Consider the following 21,975-nt stretch of genomic DNA (forward strand, 5'->3'; position numbering starts at 1 on the left):
TCTCCATGGAATTGCTAAAGCGTCAGCGAGCGTTGGCTTGTTGTAATTGAGTCGGTGTGTAGCGGTTTTCCACTTGGGCGATCTGGGTGAGCAGCGCCGGTACGTCAAGAATCAACGCCACGGCGCCACTGCCCAGGATGGTCGAGCCACTGATGCCGCGAAGGGCACCAAACAGCTTGCCCAGCGGCTTGATCACGGTCTGGAATTCACCCAGCAAGTCATCCACCACCAGCCCGGCCTTGAGTTCGGCGTAGCGCACCACCACCACGTTCTGCCGGCGCGCGGCCGGGCCCTCATGGCTGAAGTGATCGCGCAGGTAGACCAGTGGCAGCACCTCGCCGCGCAGGTCGAGGTAGCCTTGTTCGCGGCTGGCGAGCCCATCGTCTTCGCTCAGCTCGATGCATTCCTGGACCATGTCCAGCGGAATGACATAGGTCGACTGGCCGATGCCCACCAAGAAACCATTGATGATCGCCAAGGTCAGCGGCAGGCGGATGCGCACCACGGTGCCCTTGCCGGGCTGGCTGTCCAGGTCGACGGTGCCGCGCAGCAGGGTGATGTTGCGCTTGACCACGTCCATGCCCACGCCACGCCCCGAAAGGTTGGTCACGGCCTGGGCGGTGGAGAAGCCAGGTTCGAAAATCAGGTTGTAGATTTCCTGGTCGGTCGGGCTCGCGCCCGGTGTTACCAGGCCGCGTTCCTGGGCTTTTTCCAGGATCCGGTCGCGGTTCAGGCCGGCGCCGTCGTCGGCGATTTCCAGCACAATGCTGCCCGAGTCGTGATAGGCGTTGAGGTGCAGGTGCCCCTTGGCCGGTTTGCCGGCCGCCAGCCGGGCCTCGGCGGTTTCAATGCCGTGGTCCATGGCGTTGCGCAGCAGGTGCATGAGCGGGTCGCCGATTTTTTCCACCACGGTCTTGTCCAGCTCGGTCTCCGCGCCGCTGATGATCAGGTCGATGTCCTTGCCCAACTCCTGGCTGACATCGCGCACCACCCGACGGAAGCGGTTGAAGGTTTCGCCGATGGGGATCATGCGCAGGCGCAGGGCGCCGTCGAGGATTTCCTCCACCAGTGACGACACCGTCGAGGTGGATTCCTGCAACGGATCGTTGTTGCAGGTGCGGGCCAGCAGGCTGGCGCCGGCGCTGGCGATGACCAGTTCGCCCACCAGGTTGATCAGCTCGTCGAGCTTGTCGGCATTGACTCGCACGTAGGTGCCGTCCTTGGCCTTGCTGTCGCTGGTCACAGCCTGTTTGTCGCTGGCGATCTGGGCAGGCACGCGCGGCGTCTTGCGTTGGTCGGACAGCAACTCGCCGGTGGCGACCAACGCGGTGGTTTCCTCGACCGGCTCCGGCGACGTGGCAACCAGGCCGGTGTTGGCCGGGGGCGCGATGTCGTCATCCAGGGCAACGATTTCGATCTCGCAGTCTTCCCGGACGAAGTCGAATACTTCGTTGATCGCCCCGTGGCTGGCGGCCGAGCGAAACTCGATGTCGAAGCCCAGGTAGCAGGATTCGGCGTCCCAGGCATCGGCGGCGGGCAGGGCGTCGGTCAAGGTGGTGAGGTCGACGATGTCACCCAGGGTTTGCAGATAGCGCAGGAACGACAGCGGGTCCATGCCGTTGCGGAACACGTCCTGGCCGAAGCGCAGGGAAATGTGCCAGAGGCGCGTTTCGCCGGGTTCACTGGTGTTGGTTTCAGGGGCTGGCGTCGGGGCCGCAGCGGGCGAGGGCGCCTGGTACTCCTGCAGGATCTGGCACAGTTCCACTTCCCGTTGCAGGGCCGGTGGCGGCAGCGCTCCGCCCTGGTTGGCGGCCACGTTGATCAGTTCCAGCATGTGATCGCTGGACTTGAGCAGCACCGCGATCAGCCCGGCGTCTACTTCGACGCTGCCGTTGCGCAGGCGATCGAGCACGTCTTCGACGATGTGGGTGAAGCTGACGATCGGTTCCAGGCCGAATAGCCCGGCCGAGCCCTTGATCGTGTGCGCCGCCCGGAAGATCGCGCCAATGGCGTCATCGTCGCCGGGGTCGGTTTCCAGTTGCAGCAGCGACTCTTCCATCGCCTGCAACTGTTCCCGTGCCTCGACGATGAAGGTCTGTTGTGCCTGATCGAGATTGATGCTCACGCTCATATCCTTTGTCGTGTCCGACGTATTGCAGTCCTAGGCAACCAGGTTGCACAGGGCAAGTGTTTCCGTGACGGCTTTGCTCTGGCCGATCAGTGTCAGTTGGGTCCCGGCCCTGGCGGCCTCACGCCGCACCATCAGCAGCAGTTGCAGGCCGGCGCCGTCCATCTCGGTGATCTGCGACAGATCGAGGGCCATCCGCGGTGTTGCGCCCAGGTGCGGCAACCATTGCGCGGCCAGGTCGGCGGCGGTGTAGATCGTCAGCTCGCCGTCGATGTGCACCTGGGCGGTGTCATCGTGTGTTTCGTATTGCAACGGCATGGGAGCCTCCGGCTATCAAGGAAGAATCAGTTTGGATACCGCCGCCAGCATTTGCGCCGGCTGGAACGGCTTGACCACCCAGGCCTTGGCTCCGGCGGCCTGGCCTTCCTGTTTCTTCGATTCCTGGGATTCGGTGGTGAGCATGATGATCGGCGTGAACTTGTAGCTGGCCAGTTTCTTGACCTCCTTGACGAAGGTGATGCCGTCCATGTTGGGCATGTTCACGTCACTGATGATCAGGTGCACTTTCTGGCCATTGAGCTTGCCCAGTGCGTCCTTGCCATCGCTGGCTTCGATCACGTCATAGCCGGCACTTTTCAACGCGATGCCGACCACCTGCCGAACGCTCGCGGAGTCGTCGACAACCAATACACTTTTAGCCATGAACGGCGCTCCTAAAAGAAGGTAATTTCCTGTGAAGCCTGTTGCGCGCCCGAGTCGCCGTGGTGATTGCGGCGTTGCTCGTCGGTGGCGTAAGTGGTTTCCATGCGCGCCAGCCATTGGCGGGCGTCGATGGAGACAGCCTGTTCGGGCGACTGGCGGGCCTGCTGCATGTGCACATGCAGGTCCTCGATGTTGTCGCGCACGTGGCTGAGGATCTGGCTGACCCGATCCTGGAATTGCAGGCTGACCAGCACCTCGGTGAGTTCATCGCGGATGCCGTAGCTCTCGCGCTGCAGCATGTCGGCCGAGTCGGCCAAGCTGCCGGTGACACTCTTGAAGCGCTCCAGCACCTGCTGGATGCTTTGCTCGGAGGCACTGACCGAATGGCTGTCCTGGTCCGCGCCGCTGGACGCGGCATGCACCAGTTGGGTGATGGCGTTGTTGATGATGTCGACCTTGGCCGACATCTGCTGGCCGGTCTCGCTGGATTTGCTCGAGAGACTGCGCACGGCGTCCGCCACCACGGCAAAGCCACGCCCGGCCTCGCCCGCACGGGCGGCTTCGATGGCGGCGTTGAGGGCCAGCAGGTTGGTCTGCGCGGCAATCGCCGCGACATCGGCGGCCATGGTCCGCAGCTCGCCGGTATAGGCCGTCAGGTTGCGCACCTGGGCCAGGGTTTCATCGCGGCTGGCCTGGGTGGCCTTCAGGGAATCGATGACCTTGACCAGTTCACTTTCGCTCTGGGCCAGCACCTGCACGGCACCGCCACCGCTGCTGCCGGCCAACTCACCGGCGGCCAGTTGCGAGGCTTGCACGGTCTCTTCCAGGCGCGAGGAAATGCCGGTGAAGCGGCTGGTCAGCGAGACGATTGCGGTTTCGGTCTGCTGCCGGGAGCTTTCGACCTGCTTGGCCCAGATCGGCATGGCACCGAGAATGACTTCGTTGAGTTGCTCGCTGGTTTTATGGGCCAGGTGCTCGCTGGCCTGCAGGTCGTGGCGGGCCATGGCGGCGGCGATGGCGCTGCCGAGCTGCTGACGTTGCGAACGCGCACCCCATACGCCAGCGCCGACGCCAACGGCCAGGAGGGCAACAGCCAGGATGATGTTTTGAACACTTGGACCGTTGAGCAGTACGACGCCAACGGCAGCAACAAAAGCGACGAGCACTGTGTTCCAGAGGATGCGAGGTGGTTGGGCGAAGGAATGACCGTGTGGGTACGACGTCATGGTTCGGTCCTTGAACAGAGTTTCTAACAGGTTATTTGCGAATAACTGGTTATCTGCGACCTCTACTCGGACTTTAAGACCGGCTGTCCGATACCGGTATTGCCATAGGCATTGGCATGCACAGTACGTGGCACTGTGCTACTTCAGATTAGACGCAGTCTGTGAAATGTCGAATGCATCCGACGAAGGTAGAAGCCACAACATAGAACCCCTGTGGCGAGGGAGCTTGCTCCCGCGCGGCTCTGTAGGAGCTGCCGAAGGCTGCGATCTTTTGATCGTTCACCTGCGACTCAACTGTCCTTGGAAAGATCGCAGCCTCGCTTCGCTCGGCAGCTCCTACAATGCAGCCCGACGGAAGCGAGCGCCCTCGCCACAAAAGCGAACCGCGCTGAATCTTCTGAAACGAGTTGTATGGATTGCGCTAAATTACCGGCACCCGGATTTTCGAACCTGCCATCAGAGTCCCCATGCCCACCCAGCCCCTCTGGAAAACCTATCTCCTGTTCCTGGCCCCCATGGTCCTGTCCAACTTCCTGCAGTCCATGTCTGGCACGTTCAATAGCATCTACATCGGCCAGATGCTCGGTACCCAGGCCTTGGCGGCGGTGTCGGGCATGTTTCCCATCGTGTTTTTCTTTATCGCATTGGTGATCGGCCTCGGCGCGGGGGCGGGGGTGTTGATCGGGCAGGCCTACGGCGCCGGAGAAACCGGCACGGTGAAGGCGATTGCCGGTTCGACGTTGTTGCTGGGGGCGATCATCGGCCTGACGGCGGCGGTGCTCGGCAGTGTCTTTGCGCGTCAGGCGTTGCAGGGGCTCGGCACGCCGGCCGATGTGCTGGAGGACGCCGTTTCCTATGCCCGGGTCATGATGTGGATCCTGCCGATGTTGCTGGTATTTGTGCTGTTCACCCAACTGTTGCGCGGGGTGAGCGATACGGTGTCACCGATGCTGGCGCTGCTGATCTCCACCAGTGTCGGGCTGCTGCTCACGCCCGTATTGATTCGTGGTTGGCTGGGGTTGCCGCCGATGGGCATCCAGAGCGCGGCGCTGGCGGGGTTGGTGGGGACGGCCTCGGCCATGGCCATGCTGGCGTGGCGCCTGAACCGTCGCGAGCATGCCCTGGCACCGGACCGGGCGTTGTTCGCGGCGATGCGCCTGGACACGGAGATCCTTGGCAAAGTGCTGCGCATTGGCTTGCCCACAGGGTTGCAGATGGTGGTGATCTCATTGTCCGAATTGGTCATCCTGACGCTGGTCAATAGCCATGGTTCCCAGGCCACGGCGGCCTACGGCGCGGTGACGCAGATCGTCAACTACGTACAGTTTCCGGCGCTGTCGATCGCCATCACCGCCTCGATCCTCGGCGCCCAGGCCATCGGTGCCGGACGCCTGGAGCGCCTGGGGCCGATCCTGCGCACGGGGCTGTTGATCAACCTCTGGCTTACGGGTGGGCTGGTGGTCCTGGGTTATCTGTTGTCCCACTGGCTGCTGGGGTTGTTCATCACCGACCCGGCGGCACGGGTCCAGGCCGAACACCTGCTGCACATCATGCTCTGGAGCCTGTTGGTGTTCGGCTTCCAGGCGATCGTCGGCGGCATCATGCGCGCCAGCGGCACGGTGCTGGTGCCGGTCGCCATCTCGATCTTCTGCATCGTCGCCGTGCAAGTGCCGGCGGCGTACCTGCTGGACGCTCACTTCGGGCTGCAAGGGGTGTGGATGGCGTTCCCGGTGGCCTACTTGAGCATGCTGCTGTTGCAGACGCTGTACTACAAGCGGGTGTGGCAGCATCAGCCGATCGAGCGGCTGGTGTAGAACAGGGCTTTCTGACACAACACAAATCCCCTTTGGGTCAGCAGTGGGTCAGCCTGTGGGAGCAAAGCTTGCTCGCGATGACCTCATCACATGCAACGCCCCTGTTGGCTTTAAAACCGCTATCGCGAGCAAGCTTTGCTCCCACAGGCTCGCTCCCACAGAGGATTGGGCCCTCGCGATGTTACAGTGGCCGTCATCCGCCACGCCGCCACCGAGGATCCGATGCCTGCCAGTCTCCCCACCCACATTGCCTACCGCGCCTTCCTGTTCGACATGGACGGCACTCTGCTCAATTCCATCGCCACCGCTGAGCGGATCTGGACGCGCTGGGCCCTGCGCCACGGCGTGGACGTGGCGACGTTCCTGCCGACCATTCATGGCGTGCGCGCCATCGACACCATCGCCCGCCAGCACCTGCCAGGGGTGGATGCCCAGGCCGAAGCCGAGCAGATTACCCGGGAGGAAATCGAAGACGTCGAAGGGGTGGTGCAGGTGCCCGGTGCGCAGGCCTTTCTGAACAGCCTGCCGCCAGAACGCTGGGCAATCGTCACCTCAGCGCCCATGGCATTGGCCTTGCGTCGTATGGAAGCGGCGGGGATCCCGCGTCCCGGGGTGATGGTCACCGCCGAAGACGTCAGCGACGGCAAGCCCAACCCCGCCTGCTATCGCCTGGCCGCCGAGCGCCTGCAAGTGACGCCGCAGGAATGCCTGGTCTTTGAAGACGCCGAGGCGGGCATCCGGGCAGGCGAGGCCGCTGGCGCCGACGTGACGGTGGTAACGGCGACGCATACGCACCCGGTGGTCACCCTTCATCCGCAGATCAAGGATTACCTTGGGCTTGGTATTGAAGTGGATGAAGCCGGGTTGATGCGGATTCAGTAATCACACAATCCCCTAACCACACAATCCCCTGTGGGAGCGCGCCTGTGGGAGCAAAGCTTGCTCGCGATAGCGTCGTCACAGACAACACCTCTGTTGGCTTTAAAACCGCTATCGCGAGCAAGCTTTGCTCCCACATTGGATCTGCGGTGGTCTTCGATTTTTCGGCCACTAAAAATCCCCTGTGGGAGCAAGCTTTGCACCCACATTGGATCTGTGGTCCTCAGATAGGTCAGGTCACCACGCGATAGCACGGCACATACGCCGCGCCGCCCGGCAGTTTCATGCGGTGCTGGGCGACGAAGGCCTGGAGCAGGCGGTCGAGGGGTTCCATGATGGCGGCGTCGCCGTGGATTTCGTACGGGCCGTGTTCTTCGATCAGGCGGATGCCCTTGTCCTTGACGTTACCGGCCACGATCCCCGAGAACGCCCGGCGCAGGTTGGCGGCCAGTTCGTGGGCGGGCAGGTCGCGGCTCAGGCCCAGGCTGGCCATGTTGGCGTGGGTCGGGTCGAACGGGCGCTGGAAGCCCTCGTCGATCTTCAGCAGCCAGTTGAAATGGAAGGCGTCGTTGCGCTCGCGGCGGAACTGCTTGACCTCCTTGAGCCCCTGGGTCATCTGCCGCGCCACTTCGGCCGGGTCGTCGATGATGATCTGATAGTGCTTCTGCGCCTCCTCACCCAGGGTTGCACCGACAAACGCGTGCAACTGATCGAGGTACGGCGCGGCGCTTTTCGGCCCGGTGAGAACCACCGGGAACGGCAGGTCCTGGTTGGCCGGGTGCATCAGGATGCCCAGCAGGTAGAGGAACTCTTCCGCCGTACCGGCGCCGCCCGGGAAGATGATGATGCCGTGGCCGACACGCACGAAAGCCTCGAGGCGTTTCTCGATGTCCGGCAGGATCACCAGCTCATTGACGATCGGGTTCGGCGCCTCGGCGGCGATGATGCCCGGTTCCGTCAGGCCCAGGTAGCGACCGCCATGGATACGCTGCTTGGCATGGGCAATGGTGGCGCCTTTCATCGGGCCTTTCATCACGCCAGGGCCGCAACCGGTGCAGATGTCCAGGCTGCGCAGGCCCAATTCGTGGCCGACTTTTTTGGTGTATTTGTATTCTTCGGTGTTGATCGAGTGACCGCCCCAGCACACGACGATTTTCGGCTCCACGCCTGGACGCAAGGTGCGGGCGTTGCGCAGCAGGTGGAACACGTAGTCGCTGATGCCCTGGGACGAGCTGAGGTCGATGCGCTGGCTGTCCAGCTCGTTCTCGGTGTAGACGATGTCGCGCAGGGCGCTGAACAGCATTTCCCGGGTGCTGGCGATCATTTCGCCGTCGACGAACGCATCGGCCGGCGCATTCAGCAGTTCCAGGCGCACGCCGCGGTCCTGCTGGTGAATACGGATCTCGAAGTCCTTGTAGGCTTCCAGGATGGTCTTGGCGTTATCAACATGGGCGCCGGTGTTGAGGATGGCCAGGGCGCACTGGCGGAAGAGGGTATAGATACTGCCGGAACCGGCTTCGCTCAGTTGCTGGACTTCGCGCTGGGACAAGGTCTCCAGGCTGCCCTTGGGGCTTACCGAGGCGTTGATTACATGTCTTTGAGTCATTCAGCTTTCCTTGAAAACGATGCCATGCACACAACGACGGCATCTTGAAAAAAACGTCCACGCAGAAAGATCGCACGATCCTTGCGCTATCGCCATGGACTTTGATCCGGACCCGGCGAGTCGGTTGCGCTACAAAATGAGCCCCAGCATAGCTAATTCGACCGGGCAGGCGATAATGCGTGACTCTTTTGATGCCGTACAAGGAAATTGCACCGCGATGTTCGAGATCAAACCGTGGGATGGCGACACGTACCGCAAGCAGACCCGCCGCAGCACCCTGATCATCGCAGTGGTGTTCCTGGCCCTGGCGATGTTGCTGTCCAGCCTGGCCGTGATGCTGCTGGGCACGCCTGGAGGCGATAACTTTCGTTTCAATCTTGGCGGGGTGATTGTCGCGGTGCTGGCGATGGCTGCGCTGATGCGCGTGTATTTCTGGTCGCAGCCGTGGATGGCCGCCGCCGTGTATGGCTGGCAGCTCAAGCGCAGCCTGATGAAAATCACCAACGTGATGCACCAGGTGACTGCCGGCGTGCAGGCCCAGGACCCCATCGCCATGAAGCTGTTGCGTTTCTATCACCTGGGGCTGGCACAGATGCATCAGCTGGACGCCAACTCCAGCGCCCAGGGCTCCCTGGCACGAGAGGCCGATGCGCACCTGGCAAAGATGCAGGCGCTGGGCCTGGACACCGAGCAATCGCGTCTTGACCCGAGCTGGATCGAGACGGTGAAGCAGGCCTATCGCGCGGGTTGATCGGTCAGAGGGTGCCGATGCGGTCGAGCTCGTCTTTCAGGGCCTGGGCATCGAGCTGGTCGAAGGGCAGGGCGAAAAACGCCCGGCAGCGGGTTTCGATACGATCCAGGGTGGCATGGAAGGCCTGGCCGATCTGATCGTCGTTGCCTCTGACGGTCGATGGATCGACCAGGCCCCAGTGGGCCTTGATGGCGGGGCCGAAGTACACCGGGCAAGCATCGCGAGCGGCGCTGTCGCACACGGTGATGACGATGTCCGGCTGGCTGCCCTCGAGCGCGTCATAACCCTTGCTGCGCAAGCCTTGGACGCTGATACCGGCTTCTTGCAAGGTGCTCAGGCTGCGCGGGAGCACGTGGCCCTTGGGAAAACTGCCGGCGCTGACGGCTGCGAACCCGGCGGGGGCCAGATGGTTGAACATCGCTTCGCTGAGAATGCTGCGGCAACTGTTGGCTGTGCACATGAAGAGGACTTTCATCGATCGGCTCCGATAAGCGCAAGGGTGGGCTGCGCCGGAGTATATGCGGACAATCGAATATATGGAATTTCGTATTTGTGGCGAGGGGAAGAGTGGATAGCGCCGGGGCGCAGTACGTCTGCGCCCCAACGATCTGGATGGTTACGATTTTCTGCCGCCGCCTTGGCTGCGTTCTCTACCTTTGTTACCGGCTCCAGTGCCTTTTTGCCGATCGTTGGCAACGTTGCCGCCAGACGCTTGTCCGCCTTTCTTGCCGGCTTCCGATGCTTTTTCACGATCATTGGCGAAGTTGCCTGGGTTTTTGTTTCCGCTACTGGCCATTTCGAGAATCCTCATTTTGGTTGAGCGAGCAACGTGCCTCGCATTAGTTGGGAAAGAAAATGGCCGAGGGAAGTTTAAAAAAAACCGTTTGCCGGCGACGAATGGTTTGCCGCCCGATTTCACTTCTAATCCTCGCCACCGCTGACTTTCCAATGCTTGGCATCCGTGGGGAAAACCACTTGCTCGACCCGATGGGCAATGCCGAAAGCCAGGGAGTTTTCCGCCGGGATCACCCGCTCTTCGGCGCACAGGCATTTGAAGATATCCAACTGCGTCGCCGCGCCGGCGGTTTCCTTGACGTAGATTTCCACGTAGCGCGCCACGTCGTTGTCCAGGCTGGACAGGTACTCGCGCAAGCGTGAGTGGTCCACGGATTTCTGGCCGAAATACCAGTTCATCGGATGAATCAGGAAACGCGAATGCGGGGTGGTGGTGCGGTCGCTGGCGGCCAGGTACATGACGATGCCCATGGACTCGATGTTGCCGGCGTTCACCGCACGTACCGGTACCGGAAGGGACTTGATGAAGGTGTAGAGGGTGAACCCGAAGTTGGTGCTGCCACCGACTGTGGAGAGATTGAGCATCAGCGAGTCGGCGCCTTTCTCAATGGCCTCCAGGCAGTTATCGCGAAAGCGTTCGGTGGTGCCCTGATCGATCTGGCAATGAAAATGGACAATGTGTTCGGACATCTGAAACTCCTGTCGACTTCACCCTTTGAAGTGCCTGCGGATCGGCTGTGCCGTACAGTTGGGAGTCCAGCGGTCTGCGGATGTTCCTCATCCGTGGCTGGCTGCCGGTGAGCGCATCAAGCCGGTTGCTGCTGTTCGCATTTCCGGGCGGCTTGCGTCATGCGCTGCAGAAATAGCGTCAGCCCGGCTTCTTCCTCGCTGAGGCCTTTGCGTGCCCGGGGTTTGGGCAACTGGGTCAGGGCGCCGAGCAGGAAACCCTCCACCACCGCAGGATGAATGTAGCACTTGCGACAGACGGTCGGCGTATTGCCCAGTTGTCGGGCGACTTGCCTGACCATCTCGGCGACGTGCCGTTTGGCCTCGCTTTCGGTTTCCCAGCGCAGCGTCCGCAACCCGGCCAGAGCGGCTGCGCTGCCGGCCCAGGTGCGGTAGTCCTTGGCGGTGAAGTCAGCGCCAGTGAGGGTCTTGAGGTAGGCGTTGATGTCCGAAGAACTGATGGCGTGGCGCTCGCCGTGTTCGTCCAGGTACTGGAACAGGTTCTGCCCGGGGATCTCCTGGCAGCGCCTGATGATCCGCGCCAGGCGCCGATCCTTCACGGTGATCTGGTGCTCGATGCCGCTCTTGCCACGGAACTGGAAGGCGATGGCGCTGCCGTTGATCTCGACATGTTTGTCGCGCAGGGTCGTCAGGCCGTAGGAACGATTGTCCCGGGCGTATTGGCTGTTGCCGACGCGGATCAGGGTCACGTCCAGCAGGGTGATGACCGTGGCCATGACTTTGTCGCGGCTGAAACCGGGCGTGGCGAGGATGGCTTCCAGGCGTTTGCGCAAGCGCGGCAGGGCCCGTCCGAATTCCAGCATCCGCGAATACTTGTCCGCATCCCGGACCTCACGCCAGCGCGCATGGTAGCGGTACTGCTTGCGACCGCGGGCATCGCGCCCGGTGGCCTGCAGATGGCCTCGCGGGTCGGTGCAGATCCAGACATCGGTGTAGGCCGGCGGTACCGCCAGGGCATTGATGCGCTGGATCTCGGCCGCGTCGGTGATGCGCTGGCCCTGCGGGTCGAAATAACAGAATTGGTCCCGCCGCTTTTTACGGGTGATGCCCGGGGCCGTGTCATCGACATAATGCAGGTCGGCCGGCAGTGCATCCGGCGGCAGGGTGTCGGGCATGAGAAGAGTCCTTGGCAACGAATCCGGTGGCCTGTGAATTCATTGACCGCAGGCTGTTCGGGTCGTGCCAAGATTTTGATGCTGCCCCGAAACCTGTGAGAGCAAACCAGCAGGAGCAAACCAGCAGGAACAAACCAGCAGGAGCAAACCAGCAGGAGCAAACCTGTGGGAGCAAGGCTTGTTCCCACAGCTCCCACAGTGTGATCCACTGGTATGGACCCTACGCCAACACCGCCACCGCCTTGATCTGCGCCCACAACACCTGCCCTGGATGCAATTTCAGCTGATCGCGCGAATAGCGGGTGATGCGCGCCAGCAGCGGGGTGCCGGCGGCTTCCAGGCGGATCAGCACATGGGCGGCGTTGTCGGCGGCCTGTTCGCTGACCACGGTGACCGGCAGGCGGTTGAGGATGCTGGTCTGGGCATCGTTCGCCAGGCTGAGGCTGACGTCCCGGGCCTGGACCTTGAAGCGCAGCGGCTGGCCGAGGGCCAGTGAGGTGTGGGCCACGCGTACGTTCAGTTGGCTGTCGGGCAGATTCAGGGTCAGCAATTGATAAGCCGGGTCGTACCCGCTGACCTTGCCCTCGATCACCACGCCTGCGTCATCCCCCAGGGCCAAGGGCAGGTCGAGCCGGGCCAGGGTTTCGCCGATCGGCCCACTGGCCAGCGCGCGACCGTCGTCGAGCAGCACGATGTGATCGGCCAGGCGCGCCACTTCGTCCTGGGAATGGCTGACATACAGCACCGGGATGTCCAGCTCATCGTGGAGCCGTTGCAGGTACGGCAGGATTTCGTTTTTGCGTCGGCTATCGAGGGCCGCCAGCGGCTCATCCATCAGCAGCAGTTGCGGGCTGGTGAGCAAGGCGCGGGCGATGCCGACCCGCTGGCGCTCGCCGCCGGACAGGTTGTGCGGCTGCCGATCGAGCAAGTGCCCGATGCCCAGCAGTTCGGTCGCCTGTGCCATGTCCACCCGCCGCTGTGCCGGCGCGATGCGCTTGAGGCCGAACGCCAGGTTGGCCCGTACCGACAGATGGGCGAACAGGCTCGCCTCCTGGAACACATACCCCACCGACCGTTTATGGGGCGGCACGAACACAGCGTGCTCACTGTCTTGCCAGACTTGGCCGTTGACCTCGATAAAACCCCGGGCCGGCCGCTCCAACCCGGCGATGCAACGCAGGCAGGTGGTTTTGCCGGAACCGGACGGCCCATACAGAGCGGTCACGCCACGGCCGGGCAATTGCACATCCAGGTCCAGGGAAAAAGCCCCGTGGTCGAGCTGCAAACGCGCGTGAATCATCGATCAGCTCCAACCGGCACGGGTTCGGCGGCTGGAGTACAGCGCCAGCAGCACCAGGAATGAAAACACCAGCATTGCCGCCGCGAGCCAGTGGGCCTGGGCGTATTCCAAGGCTTCGACATGGTCGTAGATCTGCACTGACACCACCCGGGTTTTCTCCGGGATGTTGCCGCCGATCATCAGCACCACGCCGAACTCGCCGACGGTGTGGGCGAAGCCGAGAATCGCCGCGGTGATGAAGCCGGGGCGGGCCAGGGGCAGGATGACGCTGAAAAACGTATCCCAAGGCCCGGCCCGCAGGGTGGCGGCGACTTCCAGCGGGCGACTGCCAATGGCGGCAAAGGCGTTCTGCAACGGCTGCACCACAAACGGCATGGAATAGATCACCGAGCCGATCACCAACCCGGTGAAGCTGAAGGTGAGAGTGCCCAACCCGAGGGCCTGGGTGAGCTGGCCGATCCAGCCGTTCGGTCCCAACGCCAGCAACAGGTAGAAGCCGATCACTGTGGGCGGCAGCACCAACGGCAACGCCACCACCGCACCCACCGGCCCGCGCAGCCAGGAGCGGGTGCGCGACAGCCACAACGCAATGGGTGTGCCGATGAGCAGCAGGATCACCGTGGTCAATGACGCCAGTTTCAGGGTCAGCCAGATGGCGGCATAGTCGGCGCTGGTCAGTGGCATTTAGCGTTGGTAACCGTAGGTTTGGATGATGGCGGCGGCTTTCGGGCCTTTGAGGTAATCCACCAGGGCCACGGCAGCGGGGTTGTCCCGGCCCTTGTTGAGGATCACCGCGTCCTGTTTGATCGGGTCGTGCAGTTCGGCCGGGACGATCCACGCCGAGCCGCCCGTCACTTTGCCGTCCTTGTACACCTGGGACAAGGCCACGAAACCGAGTTCGGCGTTACCGGTGGAGACGAACTGATAGGCCTGGGTGATGTTCTGGCCTTCGACGAGCTTGCTTTTCACCTGCGCGGTCAAGCCGAGCTTGTCCAGCACCTGGGTCGCGGCCAGGCCGTAGGGTGCGGCTTTCGGGTTGGCGATGGACAGGTGTTGGAAGTCGTTGCGCTTGAGGACCTGGCCCTGGCTGTCGACATAACCGTCCTTGGCCGACCACAGCGCCAGGGTGCCGACCGCGTAGGTAAAGCGCGAGCCCTTGACGGTGTCGCCTTCGCTTTCGAGTTTGGCCGGGGTGGTGTCGTCGGCGGCGAGGAAGACTTCGAAGGGCGCGCCGTTCTTGATCTGGGTGTAGAACTGCCCGGTGGCCCCGTAAGCCGCTACCAGCTTGTGCCCGGTGTCTTTTTCGAAGTCCGCGGCGATGGCCTGGATCGGCGCGGTGAAATTCGAAGCGACCGCCACCTGCACCTCCTCGGCCTGGACGGCGCCAACGGTAAAGAGCGTGGTCAGCAGCAACGGTGCGAAGCGGGTGGGGCGCATAGGTTAGATTCCGTAGGGGCAGATTCGCTATATACCTGAATATATAGCGAATGACCGACAAACGGAACGCGGCATTTTGCCTGGGGAGTGAGGTGCAAGGCTGTGGGAGCCAAACTTGCTCGCGATGACGGTGGGTCAGCGTGCATCCATTTTGAATGGGCTACCGCTATCGCGAGCAAGCTCAGCTCCCACAGGTCCGATGGTGTGCCTGGATGTGCCGGTTGCCCCCAATCCTCTGTGGGAGCCAAGCTTGCTCGCGATGGCGGTGGATCAGTTGGCATCCATTCTGAATGTGCTACCGCTATCGCGAGCAAGCTCAGCTCCCACAGGTCCGATGGTGTGCCTGGATGTGCCGGTTGCGCCCAATCCTCTGTGGGAGCCAAGCTTGCTCGCGATGACGGTGGGTCAGCGTGCATCCATTTTGAATGGGCTACCGCTATCGCGAGCAAGCTCAGCTCCNCGATGACGGTGGGTCAGCGTGCATCCATTTTGAATGGGCTACCGCTATCGCGAGCAAGCTCAGCTCCCACAGGTCCGATGGTGTGCCTGGATGTGCCGGTTGCCCCCAATCCTCTGTGGGAGCCAAGCTTGCTCGCGATGACGGTGGGTCAGCGTGCATCCATTTTGAATGGGCTACCGCTATCGCGAGCAAGCTCAGCTCCCACAGGTCCGATGGTGTGCCTGGATGTGCCGATTGCCCCCAATCCCCTGTGGGAGCCAAGCTTGCTCGCGATGACGTTCGATCAGGCATTCTTCCTGTGAAGTCGGGCCAACGCCTCTTCGGCCAGCCACCGCGTCAGCTCGGTCGTCGACAGCTCGCGGCCCAGGGGGAAGGCCTGGCCGGCCCAGAGGTTGCTGAAGTCTGCTTCGCCCTTGGCGCGCAACGGCATCAACGCACCGCCCGCCAGGGGAAAAGCCGGGGCCAGTGGGCTCATCGGACCCACTTCGCGCATCACCCGGTTGACGATGCCTCGTGCCGGGCGACCGGTGAACAGGTTGGTGACAGCGGTCTGGCTTTCCTTGGCCGTGCGCAACGCCTGGTGATGCGACGCGCTGATCTTCGCCTCGGGGGTGAACAGGTAGGCGCTTCCCAATTGCACCGCCGAGGCACCCAGGGCGAATGCCGCGACGATCCCCCGCGCATCGCCAATGCCGCCGGCAGCGATCACCGGGACCTTCACCGCATCCACCACCTGCGGCAGCAAGGCAAACAGCCCGACTTGGGTGTTGAGGTCGTCGCTGAGGAACATCCCGCGATGACCACCGGCTTCGTAACCCATGGCAATGATCGCGTCGCAACCATGCTGTTCCAGCCAGATGGCTTCCTCGACGGTGGTGGCCGAGGAAAGGATTTTCGCGCCAGTGGCCTTCACCCGATCCAGCAAGGATTTTTCCGGCAGGCCGAAATGGAAACTGACCACTTTGGGGCGCATCTCTTCCAGCACCCGGCAGGCGGCATCATCGAACGGCGTGCGGTTGGATACCGGGGTTGGCGCGTCGAAGTCGACGCCCAGTTCCTGGTAGTACGGCTTGAGTCGTTGCTTCCAGGCTTCGGCCCGCTGTTCGTCAAAGGCCGGCGGCTGGTGACAGAAAAAATTCACATTGAACGGTTTGTCGGTCTGCTCGCCGATGGTCGTCAGCGCCTGGCGCAGTTGCTCGACATCGAGCATCGCTGCCGGCATCGAACCCAGCCCGCCGGCATTGCACGTCGCGACCACCATGGCCGGCCCGGTCACTCCGGCCAGCGGCCCCTGGATGATGGGCAGCTCGATACCGAGCAGGTCAAGAATGCGAGTGTCTGGCCACTGGCTCATGTGCGGGGTCTCCGACGGCAGAAGGAAACAGCGGTTTTAGCAGGTGTGGGCCGGCGAGGGCCAGTCGAGTTTTTCAATCGAGCGCTGCAACTTGATCCCGACGACGGGAGGGTTACCATGCGGGCTTCATACATCAAGGAGCCCGACCCATGGACGTGAAACTCAAGACCGTCGAACCCTTCACCGTGGCCGGTTTGCAGGTGCGCACCCGCAACACCGACGAGCAGCAGTCCGACACCGCCCGGATCGGCCCGATGTGGCAGCAGTTCTTCAACGAAGGGCTGTTCGACACGATCCCGGCCCGGCAGTCGGAGTCGTTCGTCTACGGGGTGTATTCCAATTACGAGTCCGACGCCACCGGCCACTTCGATGTGACGGCCGGGGTGCAGGTGGATGCGACCAGCGCCGGCTATCCCGCCGTGGACATCGAGGGCGGGGATTACCTGATGTTTGCGGCCAAGGGGCCGATGCCCGACTGCGTGATCCAGACCTGGGGCCTGATCTGGGCGTACTTCGCGGATAACCCGCAGACATTGCGCCGTTTCACCACCGACTTCGAGGTCTACAGCGGCCCCGACTCGGTGGCGATCTACATCGGCATTCAATCCCCGGACGAGCGCTCCAGCGCCAGCAACTGACGCTTGCGCTCCACGCCCCAGCGATAGCCCGACAGGTTGCCGTCGCTGCGTACCACCCGGTGGCAAGGGATCGCCACCGCCAGGCTGTTGGCGCCGCAGGCCTGGGCCACGGCGCGCACGGCCTTGGGCATGCCGATGCGCTGGGCGATCTCGGCGTAGCTGGCGGTGCTGCCGGCGGGAATGTCCCGCAAGGCTTGCCAGACCCGCTCCTGGAAGGCGGTGCCGCGCAGGTCCAAGGGCAGGTCCAGGCCCAGGGCCGGTGCTTCAATGAAGCCCACCACCTGGGCGATCAACTGCTCGAACTCGCGGTCGGCGCCGATCAGGTTGGCCCGGCGGAACTTGTCTTGCAGGTCGCGCACCAACGCGTCCGGGTCGTCCCCCAGCAGGATCGCGCACACGCCACGCTCGCTTTGCGCCACCAGGATCGCCCCGAGGGAGCATTGGCCGACGGCGAAACGGATGTCGGTGTTCTGCCCGGCGGCGCGGTAGTCGGCGGGTTTCATGCCCAACACCTTGTCGGCTGCCTCATAAAAGCGGCTGTTGGAGTTGAAGCCGGCGTCGTACAGCGCCTCGGTGATCGTGCCGCCATCGGCCAGGCGTTCGCGTACCTTGCGTGAGCGGTGGGCGGCGGCATAACCCTTGGGGGTCAGGCCAGTGACTGCCTTGAACACCCGATGAAAATGAAAGGGACTCAAGCCCGCGCTCTCTGCCAGTTCATTCAGGCCAGGCAGTTCCTCGGCCGCCTCGATCTGCCGGCAGGCGGCGGCAACCCGTGCCGCTTGTTGGGCGGCGATCTGGGTCTGGTCCCGGGCCACGCGCTTGCTGGGCCGATAACCGGCTGCCTGGGCCTGTTCCGGCGTGTCGAAGAACTCGACGTTGCGCGGGTTGGGCAGGCGCGACAGGCTGCTGGGGTGGCAATAGATGCCGGTGGTTTTCACGCCATAGACGAAGGTGCCGTCGGCGCGTGGATCGCGGGCGAGCACGGCGGCCCAGCGAGGATCCAGTTCAGGGGCGAGATTGTTCGAAGTGCTGTTCATGGTCGTTATTCCATTGGCCCGTTTTGGCTACAGTAGTGAGCCTGCGAGGTGACGACACTCCGGGTCTTGCGGTTGAATTCCGCATCTTCATCCGGCGGTGCGAAACGTCAGGTTGATCCGCTGTGCGCCCAGGCGCGGGTGCTGGCCTTCCTTGAGCGGCAATACGCCGTGGTAACGCAAGCGGTCCACGCCGCCCCAGACCACGATGTCGCCATGGAACAACGGAATGCGCAGGCTTCTGTCGCTGCGCTCGAAGCCGCCGAACTGGAACACCGCCGGCAGGCCCAGGGACATCGAGACGATGGGCGCGGCGAGGGAACGTTCGTTCTTGTCCTGGTGCAGCGACATCCGCGCGCCGGGCACATAGCGGTTGATCAGGCAGGCGTCGGGCTCGAAATGCTCGAAGTGCGCCTGTTGGGCGGCGGCCTGGGCCAGTTCGCGAAACACCGCCGGCATGTCGGGCCAGGGGTGGCCGGTCTGCGGATCGTGGGCGGTGTAGCGATAGCCGCTGCGGTCGGTGGTCCAGCCCAGCGCACCGCAACTGCTCAAGGCCACCGACATGGTAAAGCCACCGGGCGTGACCATCTGCCGGAACGGCGCCGCCTGCAAGACGCTTTCCAGCGCCGGCAGCAAGCGCTCGAGCCAGGGCAGGGCGAACCCGCGCAGCACGAACGCTTGCTGGCCGATCTGCTCGACCTGGCCTGGCGGGGTGGGCGCCTGGTCGGCGAACAGGTCCAATGTGAGCGGTGTGTCATTACTGCGCATCATGAAAAATGATTCCCAAGGTGTGCCGCCTGCCGCTGTGCACGCAGCTGACGCCATGGCGCATGTTCACCCGATAATAACCGCGAACGCCTTTGACGGGCCGCTGGTGTACGGCAAACACCACGGCATCGCCCTGTTTCAGATCGATGACCTGGGGCCGCGATTGCATGCGCGGGCGCTGTTCGGTGAGGACAAACTCGCCGCCGGTAAAATCCCGGCCCGGTTCCGACAGCAGGATCGCCACCTGCAGTGGGAACACCTGCTCGCCGTACAGATCCTGGTGCAGACAGTTGTAGTCCTGCGGACCGTATTGCAGCAACAACGGCGTAGGCCGCGATTGCCCGGCGGCGTGACAGCGATGGATGAAGTCAGGGTGTTCGTGGGGGTAGCGCACTTCAATACCCATGTGTTCATTCCAGCGGTTCGCCAGCGGTACCAACGCTGGATACAACGACTGGCGCAACTGCTGGATGAGGTCGGGCAGCGGATAGCGAAAATACTGATACTCGCCGCGCCCGAATCCATGGCGGGCCATGATCACCCGCGAACGAAAAAGCCCGGGTTCGGCGTACAGACCACTCAGCAGCCGGCATTGTGTTGTCGGTAGCAGGTTGCGAATGATTGCACAGCCGTCCTGGTCGAGATTTTGCTCCACGGTAGGCCCGTCAAGGTTGGCGAGGTGTTGGGGCAGGGAAGGCGTAGGGGGCATGATGGCAATCCTTGTTGGAAGGACTGTCCAGTCTGCGCAGCGCTGCGTTGCAGGGCACCCCGATTCTTGCGGTGCGGCATCCTGTGGCGAGGGAGCTTGCTCGGGCCGGGCTCTGTAGGAGCTGGCGAAGCCTGCGATCTTTTGATCTTGATCTTGATCTTGATCTTGATCTTGATCTTGATCTTGATCTTGATCTTTCGCTCTCGATTCAATTGTCTGGAACAAGATCGCAGCCTCGTTGCACTCGACAGCTCCTACACAGCTCCTACACAGGTCCTACACAGCTCCTACATAGCTCCTACAGAGTCGAGCGGAAGCAGTTCCCTCGCGACAAAAGGCTTACAGCGCTTTGCTGACCTTGACGTCGCTGATCACATCGTCGCTCTGGCCGTGCAAGGCCTGCAGGGCTGCCCTGGCTTCTTCCTCGGTGCCGGTTTCCAGTTGCGCGAATTCGAAGCGGCGTTCGTCGTTGAGCTTGTACTTGATGACGTATTTGGTCGTCTGGGCCACGGTTTTGCCTGTCTTGAAAGTGGGCGAGGCTCAGCTCAGTTTCGAGCTGGAACGCCGGATGATTTTGATCTTGTGGGTCAGGGTCGGCTTGCGCGTGACGCTGATTGCACGGCGGTTGACGGTGTCGATGGTGATGTTCCAGAAACCGGTGCTAGGGGCAGTGATCCGGGCCGGGAAGGTGTCGAACGCGCCGCCGTGATACGTGTGCCGGCCGCCGTTCTTGAAGCTACGGAAGTTGGCGTCGTTCATCAAACGGATGTTGCACATTTGGGAGCATTCGATGACGACAATGTCGTCTTCGTTCAGGTGCTCGCGCTGGTGGATGAATTTCATGGGCGCCTCCAGAAGGGCTTTTTCTACAAAATCAAAACGATAGCAAGGGGCAATGATGCGCAGTTTATCAGCCCCGAGTGTTAATATCCGGCCCGCGCTCCAGGCTTTGTTCATTTATTGCAGGTTGCGGGAAAAATAAAGCGGTGCGGCACCGGAGAAAAACGGCGTCTGCACTGTCGGAGGATCTTTATTGGAGGAATCATATGAAGCGCAGCGTGTGGGTGTTGGCATTGGCCATGAGTGGATGTGCATCGGTATCGGACATCAACCAGACGCCCCCCACCATGAGCGTCATCTCCGGAAAGAAACCTCACGAATATGCCAAGTGTGTTTCCGACAAACTGGCCAGCAGTCGTGGTCCGTTGCAAGTGGAGCCACACAAGAATGGCGTCCGATTGATCGTCCCGGGCAAACTGTCGACCCTGCCGGCGGCGGTGTTCGACATTGACGAACGCTCCAGCGGCAGCAGCATCAAGCTGCACGAAAGCATGTCCAATGTCCCGGTGCGTCCGGGCGACGTGCAGGATGCGGCCAACGCCTGCATTTCCGGCTGATCGCATTGCGCGCCTGACGAGCGGACCGGGCATCGGATAAACTACTGCCCTCGACAAAAAATGCCGCCACGGTTCTCGTTGGCGGCATTGTCATTTATGGAGTCAGTCGATGAAACGCGAGCAGGTGCGCGAGCGCCATGCAGAAGGTCTTATCTGTGCCACCCACGTGATTCAGAACCCGGCGAGCCCGGGCGAATGGATCGTGTTCTTCAAGAAAAGCGCCGGGCGCAGTTTTTTCCTGGTGGATGACCAGGACGAAGTCGAGTCCTTCGCCCGGCTCGACGAACTGATCGAAACCTTGCGCGGGCTGGGCATCAAGTTCGCCGAGATCCACATTTGACTACTTGCACACCACCACGACGCTGCGGCTGGTGAAGTTACCGACGTCGACGCCCAGGGTCTTCTCGCTTTCCTTGGTCTGGGGCGTGCCGTCAGTGCCGACGATGCGGTAGCCGGTGCCGGCACAGGACGCATCGGCCTTTTCGTAGCACGTCGCCCAGGAGTTGGCCTCACCCGAGCAGTCGATGGTCAGGCCTTGTTCGCCGTTGTCCAGGTAGGTTTTTTCGGCTGAGGCACAGCCCGCCAGGGCCAGGACTGCAAACAGTGCCAGAAGTGTCTTCATGGGGTCGTCATCGAGAAGGGAAGGGCAAGCGCGAGATTATAGCGAATGGCCACTTCGGTACAGCTAAACAAGCCTCGTTCAATGCCCGCGTGGCATTTTTACGAGGCTCGTCTGGTTACTTCTTGCGGCGGGGGCTGCGTGCGGGAGCGGTGTCGCGTTCTTTCACTGCGGGGGCCGCGCGCTCATCCTGGAATACCGCGGCCACTTCCACCGCCATGGCCTTGCTGGGCAAGGGACCGGCGACCTGCTCGCCGTGGTAGTTGATAATCCACCACTGGCCGTCCTTGCCCTGGCTGACCGAATAACCGTTTGCGTTTCTTGTTGCCGACATCTAGCTGCCTCATTGGCGTGATCAAGGGCACCATGATACGTCAAATGCTCGCAAACAGCGCTCACTGGCGTACAGTGGGTCCGCTGGAGCCATCGAAACGAAAGGCGATTGAACTATCCGCCGTTTTTTATTTCTCTATGATGGCACCGGTTGGCCAGCGCG

Annotated in this window: 26 protein-coding genes; 6 read left to right on the forward strand and 20 right to left on the reverse strand. The window is 62.4% G+C overall.

All coding sequences use genetic code 11. From position 1 onward, the window contains the following. Positions 1 to 22 precede the first annotated feature (22 nt). From ASC85_RS19605 to ASC85_RS19620, 4 genes are read right to left on the reverse strand one after another with little or no spacing between them, the layout of a single operon-like run. Positions 23 to 2,125 carry a chemotaxis protein CheA gene (locus ASC85_RS19605; protein ID WP_057451006.1) on the reverse strand — a complete coding sequence of 701 codons (2,103 nt, stop codon included), beginning with the start codon at positions 2,123 to 2,125 and terminating at the stop codon, positions 23 to 25. Positions 2,126 to 2,161: 36 nt separating this feature from the next. Then, positions 2,162 to 2,446 (reverse strand): STAS domain-containing protein, encoded by a 285-nt coding sequence (locus tag ASC85_RS19610; RefSeq protein WP_057450971.1) that lies wholly within the window; start codon positions 2,444 to 2,446, stop codon positions 2,162 to 2,164. Positions 2,447 to 2,461: 15 nt separating this feature from the next. Beyond that, entirely contained in the window at positions 2,462 to 2,830 is a 369-nt protein-coding gene (locus tag ASC85_RS19615) for a response regulator (RefSeq protein WP_003203044.1), read from the reverse strand. Positions 2,831 to 2,841: 11 nt separating this feature from the next. Then, a complete protein-coding gene (locus ASC85_RS19620; protein ID WP_057450972.1) occupies positions 2,842 to 4,056 on the reverse strand; it encodes a methyl-accepting chemotaxis protein in 1,215 nt (404 codons plus the stop codon). Between the two features lie 467 nt (positions 4,057 to 4,523). On the opposite strand from ASC85_RS19620, the gene ASC85_RS19625 reads away from it, so the two are divergent. After that, positions 4,524 to 5,870: an MATE family efflux transporter gene (locus ASC85_RS19625; protein WP_003203040.1), complete on the forward strand. Its 1,347-nt coding sequence runs from the start codon at positions 4,524 to 4,526 to the stop codon at positions 5,868 to 5,870. Positions 5,871 to 6,092: 222 nt separating this feature from the next. Continuing rightward, the gene (locus ASC85_RS19630) at positions 6,093 to 6,752 is read left to right on the forward strand and encodes an HAD family hydrolase (RefSeq protein ID WP_057451007.1); all 660 of its coding nucleotides are present in this window, start codon (positions 6,093 to 6,095) and stop codon (positions 6,750 to 6,752) included. Positions 6,753 to 6,981: 229 nt separating this feature from the next. Here ASC85_RS19630 and ppnN read toward each other — a convergent pair whose 3' ends face one another. Then, positions 6,982 to 8,355: a nucleotide 5'-monophosphate nucleosidase PpnN gene (gene ppnN, locus ASC85_RS19635; RefSeq protein ID WP_003203037.1), complete on the reverse strand. Its 1,374-nt coding sequence runs from the start codon at positions 8,353 to 8,355 to the stop codon at positions 6,982 to 6,984. 217 nt (positions 8,356 to 8,572) lie between these two features. Between ppnN and ASC85_RS19640 the strand changes: the two genes are divergently transcribed. Beyond that, positions 8,573 to 9,106, forward strand: a complete 534-nt coding sequence (locus ASC85_RS19640; protein WP_057450974.1) for a DUF3087 family protein — start codon at positions 8,573 to 8,575, stop codon at positions 9,104 to 9,106. Positions 9,107 to 9,110: 4 nt separating this feature from the next. On the opposite strand, the gene ASC85_RS19645 is transcribed toward ASC85_RS19640, so the two are convergent. The 8 genes from ASC85_RS19645 to ASC85_RS19680 all read right to left on the reverse strand — a co-directional run bounded on the left by ASC85_RS19645 (position 9,111) and on the right by ASC85_RS19680 (position 16,314). Beyond that, the gene (locus tag ASC85_RS19645; protein ID WP_057450975.1) at positions 9,111 to 9,581 is read right to left on the reverse strand and encodes an arsenate reductase ArsC; all 471 of its coding nucleotides are present in this window, start codon (positions 9,579 to 9,581) and stop codon (positions 9,111 to 9,113) included. A 141-nt stretch (positions 9,582 to 9,722) separates the two neighbouring features. After that, complete coding sequence (locus ASC85_RS19650; protein ID WP_057450976.1) at positions 9,723 to 9,902, reverse strand: general stress protein; 180 nt, start codon at positions 9,900 to 9,902, stop codon at positions 9,723 to 9,725. A 125-nt stretch (positions 9,903 to 10,027) separates the two neighbouring features. After that, positions 10,028 to 10,591 carry an ATP-dependent Clp protease proteolytic subunit gene (locus tag ASC85_RS19655; protein ID WP_057450977.1) on the reverse strand — a complete coding sequence of 188 codons (564 nt, stop codon included), beginning with the start codon at positions 10,589 to 10,591 and terminating at the stop codon, positions 10,028 to 10,030. A 116-nt stretch (positions 10,592 to 10,707) separates the two neighbouring features. Continuing rightward, on the reverse strand, positions 10,708 to 11,763 hold the full coding sequence (locus tag ASC85_RS19660; protein ID WP_057450978.1) for a DNA topoisomerase IB: 1,056 nt from the start codon (positions 11,761 to 11,763) through the stop codon (positions 10,708 to 10,710). Between the two features lie 220 nt (positions 11,764 to 11,983). Beyond that, positions 11,984 to 13,063, reverse strand: coding sequence for a molybdenum ABC transporter ATP-binding protein (gene modC / locus ASC85_RS19665; RefSeq protein ID WP_057450979.1), 1,080 nt, complete (start codon positions 13,061 to 13,063; stop codon positions 11,984 to 11,986). A 3-nt stretch (positions 13,064 to 13,066) separates the two neighbouring features. Beyond that, a complete protein-coding gene (gene modB, locus ASC85_RS19670; protein WP_003203023.1) occupies positions 13,067 to 13,747 on the reverse strand; it encodes a molybdate ABC transporter permease subunit in 681 nt (226 codons plus the stop codon). Beyond that, the gene (gene modA / locus ASC85_RS19675) at positions 13,748 to 14,500 is read right to left on the reverse strand and encodes a molybdate ABC transporter substrate-binding protein (protein ID WP_057450980.1); all 753 of its coding nucleotides are present in this window, start codon (positions 14,498 to 14,500) and stop codon (positions 13,748 to 13,750) included. A gap of 743 nt (positions 14,501 to 15,243) precedes the next feature. Next, positions 15,244 to 16,314: an NAD(P)H-dependent flavin oxidoreductase gene (locus ASC85_RS19680; RefSeq protein WP_057450981.1), complete on the reverse strand. Its 1,071-nt coding sequence runs from the start codon at positions 16,312 to 16,314 to the stop codon at positions 15,244 to 15,246. 149 nt (positions 16,315 to 16,463) lie between these two features. On the opposite strand from ASC85_RS19680, the gene ASC85_RS19685 reads away from it, so the two are divergent. Next, positions 16,464 to 16,952: a GyrI-like domain-containing protein gene (locus ASC85_RS19685; protein WP_057450982.1), complete on the forward strand. Its 489-nt coding sequence runs from the start codon at positions 16,464 to 16,466 to the stop codon at positions 16,950 to 16,952. On the opposite strand, the gene ada is transcribed toward ASC85_RS19685, so the two are convergent. The 5 genes from ada to ASC85_RS19705 all read right to left on the reverse strand — a co-directional run bounded on the left by ada (position 16,916) and on the right by ASC85_RS19705 (position 20,306). Then, positions 16,916 to 17,989: a bifunctional DNA-binding transcriptional regulator/O6-methylguanine-DNA methyltransferase Ada gene (gene ada / locus ASC85_RS19690; RefSeq protein WP_003203015.1), complete on the reverse strand. Its 1,074-nt coding sequence runs from the start codon at positions 17,987 to 17,989 to the stop codon at positions 16,916 to 16,918. The two genes, ASC85_RS19685 and ada, sit on opposite strands and share 37 nt — an antisense overlap. A gap of 87 nt (positions 17,990 to 18,076) precedes the next feature. Then, the gene (alkB, locus tag ASC85_RS19695) at positions 18,077 to 18,757 is read right to left on the reverse strand and encodes a DNA oxidative demethylase AlkB (protein ID WP_057450983.1); all 681 of its coding nucleotides are present in this window, start codon (positions 18,755 to 18,757) and stop codon (positions 18,077 to 18,079) included. Further along, positions 18,744 to 19,463, reverse strand: coding sequence for a 2OG-Fe(II) oxygenase (locus ASC85_RS19700; protein WP_057450984.1), 720 nt, complete (start codon positions 19,461 to 19,463; stop codon positions 18,744 to 18,746). The genes alkB and ASC85_RS19700 overlap by 14 nt, the downstream gene beginning before the upstream one ends. Before the next feature lie 339 nt (positions 19,464 to 19,802). Continuing rightward, positions 19,803 to 19,973, reverse strand: a complete 171-nt coding sequence (locus tag ASC85_RS32655; RefSeq protein ID WP_164488491.1) for a hypothetical protein — start codon at positions 19,971 to 19,973, stop codon at positions 19,803 to 19,805. 30 nt (positions 19,974 to 20,003) lie between these two features. Then, a complete protein-coding gene (locus ASC85_RS19705; RefSeq protein ID WP_003182962.1) occupies positions 20,004 to 20,306 on the reverse strand; it encodes a DUF1883 domain-containing protein in 303 nt (100 codons plus the stop codon). Between the two features lie 203 nt (positions 20,307 to 20,509). On the opposite strand from ASC85_RS19705, the gene ASC85_RS19710 reads away from it, so the two are divergent. Together ASC85_RS19710 and ASC85_RS19715 are read left to right on the forward strand one after the other, a co-directional pair. Continuing rightward, complete coding sequence (locus ASC85_RS19710; RefSeq protein WP_057450985.1) at positions 20,510 to 20,860, forward strand: hypothetical protein; 351 nt, start codon at positions 20,510 to 20,512, stop codon at positions 20,858 to 20,860. A gap of 109 nt (positions 20,861 to 20,969) precedes the next feature. Then, entirely contained in the window at positions 20,970 to 21,200 is a 231-nt protein-coding gene (locus ASC85_RS19715; RefSeq protein WP_003203005.1) for a hypothetical protein, read from the forward strand. Here the strand turns inward: ASC85_RS19715 and ASC85_RS19720 are convergent, their stop codons facing one another. Both ASC85_RS19720 and ASC85_RS19725 read right to left on the reverse strand, forming a co-directional pair. After that, a complete protein-coding gene (locus ASC85_RS19720; protein WP_057450986.1) occupies positions 21,201 to 21,482 on the reverse strand; it encodes a hypothetical protein in 282 nt (93 codons plus the stop codon). Positions 21,483 to 21,597: 115 nt separating this feature from the next. Next, positions 21,598 to 21,813 carry a hypothetical protein gene (locus ASC85_RS19725; protein ID WP_003203002.1) on the reverse strand — a complete coding sequence of 72 codons (216 nt, stop codon included), beginning with the start codon at positions 21,811 to 21,813 and terminating at the stop codon, positions 21,598 to 21,600. Positions 21,814 to 21,975 lie beyond the last annotated feature (162 nt).

The sequence above is a fragment of the Pseudomonas sp. Root401 genome, from assembly GCF_001425105.1.
Taxonomy (GTDB): domain Bacteria; phylum Pseudomonadota; class Gammaproteobacteria; order Pseudomonadales; family Pseudomonadaceae; genus Aquipseudomonas; species Aquipseudomonas brassicacearum.

Bases quoted from the DNA above. Each gene is read 5' to 3' on its own strand.
- ASC85_RS19610 (WP_057450971.1), bottom strand. From the start codon at position 2,446: ATGCCGTTGCAATACGAAACACACGATGACACCGCCCAGGTGCACATC.
- ASC85_RS19650 (WP_057450976.1), bottom strand. From the start codon at position 9,902: ATGGCCAGTAGCGGAAACAAAAACCCAGGCAACTTCGCCAATGATCGT.
- ASC85_RS19700 (WP_057450984.1), bottom strand. From the start codon at position 19,463: ATGCCCCCTACGCCTTCCCTGCCCCAACACCTCGCCAACCTTGACGGG.
- ASC85_RS19685 (WP_057450982.1), top strand. From the start codon at position 16,464: ATGGACGTGAAACTCAAGACCGTCGAACCCTTCACCGTGGCCGGTTTG.
- ASC85_RS19725 (WP_003203002.1), bottom strand. From the start codon at position 21,813: ATGTCGGCAACAAGAAACGCAAACGGTTATTCGGTCAGCCAGGGCAAG.
- ada (WP_003203015.1), bottom strand. From the start codon at position 17,989: ATGAACAGCACTTCGAACAATCTCGCCCCTGAACTGGATCCTCGCTGG.
- ppnN (WP_003203037.1), bottom strand. From the start codon at position 8,355: ATGACTCAAAGACATGTAATCAACGCCTCGGTAAGCCCCAAGGGCAGC.
- ASC85_RS19645 (WP_057450975.1), bottom strand. From the start codon at position 9,581: ATGAAAGTCCTCTTCATGTGCACAGCCAACAGTTGCCGCAGCATTCTC.
- ASC85_RS19615 (WP_003203044.1), bottom strand. From the start codon at position 2,830: ATGGCTAAAAGTGTATTGGTTGTCGACGACTCCGCGAGCGTTCGGCAG.
- ASC85_RS19720 (WP_057450986.1), bottom strand. From the start codon at position 21,482: ATGAAGACACTTCTGGCACTGTTTGCAGTCCTGGCCCTGGCGGGCTGT.
- ASC85_RS19630 (WP_057451007.1), top strand. From the start codon at position 6,093: ATGCCTGCCAGTCTCCCCACCCACATTGCCTACCGCGCCTTCCTGTTC.
- modB (WP_003203023.1), bottom strand. From the start codon at position 13,747: ATGCCACTGACCAGCGCCGACTATGCCGCCATCTGGCTGACCCTGAAA.
- alkB (WP_057450983.1), bottom strand. From the start codon at position 18,757: ATGATGCGCAGTAATGACACACCGCTCACATTGGACCTGTTCGCCGAC.
- modA (WP_057450980.1), bottom strand. From the start codon at position 14,500: ATGCGCCCCACCCGCTTCGCACCGTTGCTGCTGACCACGCTCTTTACC.
- ASC85_RS19620 (WP_057450972.1), bottom strand. From the start codon at position 4,056: ATGACGTCGTACCCACACGGTCATTCCTTCGCCCAACCACCTCGCATC.
- ASC85_RS19715 (WP_003203005.1), top strand. From the start codon at position 20,970: ATGAAACGCGAGCAGGTGCGCGAGCGCCATGCAGAAGGTCTTATCTGT.
- ASC85_RS19705 (WP_003182962.1), bottom strand. From the start codon at position 20,306: ATGAAATTCATCCACCAGCGCGAGCACCTGAACGAAGACGACATTGTC.
- ASC85_RS19660 (WP_057450978.1), bottom strand. From the start codon at position 11,763: ATGCCCGACACCCTGCCGCCGGATGCACTGCCGGCCGACCTGCATTAT.
- ASC85_RS19710 (WP_057450985.1), top strand. From the start codon at position 20,510: ATGAAGCGCAGCGTGTGGGTGTTGGCATTGGCCATGAGTGGATGTGCA.
- ASC85_RS19625 (WP_003203040.1), top strand. From the start codon at position 4,524: ATGCCCACCCAGCCCCTCTGGAAAACCTATCTCCTGTTCCTGGCCCCC.
- ASC85_RS19680 (WP_057450981.1), bottom strand. From the start codon at position 16,314: ATGAGCCAGTGGCCAGACACTCGCATTCTTGACCTGCTCGGTATCGAG.
- ASC85_RS19655 (WP_057450977.1), bottom strand. From the start codon at position 10,591: ATGTCCGAACACATTGTCCATTTTCATTGCCAGATCGATCAGGGCACC.
- ASC85_RS19640 (WP_057450974.1), top strand. From the start codon at position 8,573: ATGTTCGAGATCAAACCGTGGGATGGCGACACGTACCGCAAGCAGACC.
- modC (WP_057450979.1), bottom strand. From the start codon at position 13,063: ATGATTCACGCGCGTTTGCAGCTCGACCACGGGGCTTTTTCCCTGGAC.